Source organism: Ornithinimicrobium cerasi (genome assembly GCF_003702705.1).
GTDB lineage: Bacteria > Actinomycetota > Actinomycetes > Actinomycetales > Dermatophilaceae > Ornithinicoccus > Ornithinicoccus cerasi.
Map to the genome: position 1 here is coordinate 1 of NZ_QZMN01000039.1, position 3406 is coordinate 3406.

The following is a 3406-nucleotide window of genomic DNA, read 5'->3' on the forward strand; positions in this document are numbered from 1 at the left end:
TACCAGACCTCCGAGCTCGTCCCGCTGCTGGCCGAGCGCGGGGTCCACCTGTCCCGTGAGCACGTCTACCGGCTGGTGGCCCGGACCCCGCAACGGCTGAACATGGAGGTCCTGGCCGCGCTGTGCGACATCCTGGACTGCGAACCGAACGACCTGCTGGTCCCTACCGTCGTGCAGGAGCAAGCCTCCAAGACCGGTACCGGGGAGGGCGGACCGGGCATCGGTGACCTGCGTCCGATCCGGGCCCGGGTCCGCCGCCCTCCTGAGGACCGGTGAGCCCGCGCCCGCGGCTGCCGCGCCAGGACTGCGCGCACTGCGGGCGCCACGACCGATGCACCCGGGTCGTCCTGGAGAAGGCCGTCTGCCAGCGCTGCACGCTGCGCTTCGCCCGGACAGCCCAGCCCTGCCCCGGTTGCGGGCACATCAGGGTGCTGGCCTTCTACGACGACCGGCGCCGGCCGGCGTGCGCGGCCTGCACCGGCAACGAGACCGTCTACGCCTGCACCGCCTGCGGGCGGGAGGACTCCCCGTGGGGCCGGCTGTGCGGGCACTGCGCGCTGCAGGAGAAGGCCACCGTGCTGCTGTCCAGCCCCGACGGGGTCATCCACCCCCGACTGCGGCCGGTGTACGACGCCCTGATCTCGGGCCCACGACCCCAGTCCACCCTGTACTGGTTCACCCGCTCCACCGGCCCGGCCACCCTGGGCGCGATGGCCCGCGGCGAGCTCGACATCTCCCACGCGACCTTCGAGGCCATGCCCGCGAGCAGGACGAACAGCTACCTGCGCGACCTGCTCACCACCCTGGGGGTCCTGCCGCCCTTCCACGCCGAGCTCGAGCGGGTCAGCCCGTGGCTGGAGGAGCTGCTGAGCACCCTGCCGGCCGGGCAGTCCGAGGTCCTGGCCCGGTTCGCCCGCTGGCAGGTGCTGAGCAGGCTGCGCCGCCAGGAGCATCACGGGACCCTCACCCACGGCGCGATCTCGGCAGCCAGGGCGACCATCGTCGTCACCGCGCGCTTCATGGACTGGCTCACCGAGGACGGCACCGACCTGACCGACATCGGCCAGGGAGATCTGGACCGGTACGCGCAGCAGCACCGCGCCCGCGCCCTCGCGCTGCGACCGTTCCTGGCCTGGCGCGCCCGCACCGGTCTCGGAGGGAATCTGTCCGTGGCCACCCGCCCCAGCACCCAGCCCGCCGTCACCCTCTCCGATGAGGACAGGTGGGCGCACGTCCAACTGCTCCTGCACGACGACACCATCCGCCTCTACACCCGCGTCGCCGGCCTATTCGTCCTGCTCTACGCCCAACCCCTGGCCCGGGTCGTCCGCATGCGCGCCCACCAGATCACCGTCAACCCCGACGGCGTCGTCACCGCCACGTTCGACACCTTCCCCATCGAGCTGCCGGACCCGCTCGACCGCCTGGTTCGCACCCACCTGACCCGTCGGGGGCAGGCCTCCTACGCCAGCCGCGCCGAAATATGGCTCTTCCCCGGCGGCATTCCCGGCAAGCACCTGGCCACCGAGAACGTCCGCGCCCAGCTCGTCGAACGAGGCATCCAGCCCATGGCAGCCCGCAACGCCGCCATGTTCCAGCTCGCCGCGAGCATGCCCACCCCGATCCTCGCCGACATCCTCGGCCTGGCACCCAACACCGCGACCCGGTGGGCCGCCCTGGCCTCCCGCGGATGGAGCACCTACACCGCGCAACGCGACACCCACCTGCGCCGTGCTGATCCCTACGAAGCTGATGCTTCCGAGAGCGCTGCGACGAGCTGCTGCACGGTCGGCGACCCGGCCACCCCTTCCGGTGTGCGGTACAACCGGCACGACAACGCCACCGGCGCTGCTGGTTCAGCGAACGGATCCACACCATCGATCAGCACCGACGGCGAGCCCAGGAACCCGTAGGACTCCGCCTTCTCCGGCGTGTCCACCACCACGCGCTCCACCTCGACCGGCTCCCCGTGTACCTCGAGCGCCTCGCGCAGACGCGCCTGCGCCAGCTCCCAGTGCGGGCACCCGTCGAAGTAGAGGAATTGCACCTTCACCCGTTCATCCTGCCCCAGCTGCGCGTAGCGGAGGCCGGCGGGGTGTCCGCGATGCCGGTACCGAGGGGCTATAAGGACACGTTCCAATAGGGCTGTCCACCAGTAGAAGGTGACGAATCAACTCGGAGTTGACCGCGTCCCCACCTGCACCGCTCAACGACTCGCGCCCGTCAGACGGGCTCGAACCCGTCGCAGATCGTGACCAGAAAGTTGCCCGGAAATGAGTCCCTGAGCCTCGGATCTCCGCTTTGTATAGGTATGACGATGACGATCCACCGGCTGACTGCCGGGTCGGGGTATGACTACCTGACCCGCCAGGTCGCCCGGCAGGACGCCACCGAGGTCGGCCACAGCGGGCTGGGCAGCTACTACACCGCCAAGGGCGAGGCCCCGGGTGTGTGGGTCGGCGCCGGCATGGCCGGGATCGCCGGCCTGGCCGCCGGCGAGGAGGTCACCGCCGAGCACATGACCCGCCTGTTCGGCACCGGGGAGCACCCGCTGCAGGACGGACAGAGCCTGGGCCGCCCGTTCCGGGTGTACGGCGGCCGCGACGACGTGACCCCGTTCCGCATCGAGGTGGCGCGCCGGTTCGAGAAGCACAACAAGGCTCTCGGGCTGCCGGTGGACCACCCGATCTCCGTGGAGGAACGCGCGAGCATCCGCACCCAGGTCGCCCTGGAGATGTTCCGCACCGAGCACGGCCGCGAACCTTTCGACGAGCGAGAGCTGGCCGGGCTCATCGCCAAGCAGTCGCGGCCGCGGACCACCGCGGTCGCCGGGTTCGACCTGACGTTCTCCCCCGTGAAGTCGGTCTCCACCCTGTGGGCGGTGGCCGACCGGCCCCTGGCCCAGCAGATCGAGGCCGCGCACCAGGCTGCGGTCCGGGACGCCCTGGGCTACATCGAGAAGCACGCCCTGTTCACCCGCACCGGCAAGGACGGTGTGCAGCAGGTGGACGTGCGCGGCCTGGTGGCCGCGGCGTTCACCCACCGCGACTCGAGGGCCGGGGACCCGGACCTGCACACCCACGTCGCCGTGGCCAACAAGGTCCAGACACTCACCGACGGGCGTTGGTTGTCCGTCGACGGCCGGGTCCTTTTCAAGGCGGTCGTGTCCGCCTCCGAGGCGTACAACACTGCCCTGGAGAGGCACCTGCGCCCGCTGGGCCTCACCTTCGCCCCGAGAACCCCGACCACGGGGCCGGAGGCCCGCAAGCGGCCGGTGCGCGAGGTCGTGGGTGTCGACGACCGGCTCAACCAGGCGTGGTCGACCCGGCGGGCGAGCATCCAGGCGCGGCGCAGCGAGCTGGCGCAGGCGTTCCAGGCCCAGCACGGCAGGCCGCCCACCCCGGTG

The 3406-nt window shown here is 71.3% G+C and carries 3 protein-coding genes and 1 pseudogene; 3 read left to right on the forward strand and 1 reads right to left on the reverse strand.

Going from position 1 to position 3406, the window contains the following annotated elements:
• Together D4B81_RS17535 and D4B81_RS19265 are read left to right on the forward strand one after the other, a co-directional pair.
• Positions 1-276: helix-turn-helix domain-containing protein (locus D4B81_RS17535; RefSeq protein ID WP_161965289.1), on the forward strand; the 276-nt coding region annotated here is incomplete at its 5' end.
• Positions 273-1913 carry a hypothetical protein gene (locus D4B81_RS19265; protein ID WP_202613762.1) on the forward strand — a complete coding sequence of 547 codons (1641 nt, stop codon included), beginning with the start codon at positions 273-275 and terminating at the stop codon, positions 1911-1913. The genes D4B81_RS17535 and D4B81_RS19265, both read left to right, overlap by 4 nt.
• On the opposite strand, the pseudogene D4B81_RS19435 reads toward D4B81_RS19265, so the two are convergent.
• Positions 1826-2053: pseudogene (locus D4B81_RS19435) on the reverse strand (thioredoxin family protein); the annotation flags it as partial. The gene D4B81_RS19265 and the pseudogene D4B81_RS19435 sit on opposite strands and share 88 nt — an antisense overlap.
• A 264-nt stretch (positions 2054-2317) precedes the next feature.
• Here D4B81_RS19435 and mobF point away from each other — a divergent pair.
• Positions 2318-3406, forward strand: a 1089-nt coding sequence (gene mobF / locus D4B81_RS17550) for a MobF family relaxase (protein WP_161965290.1), incomplete at its 3' end; no start/stop codon positions are given.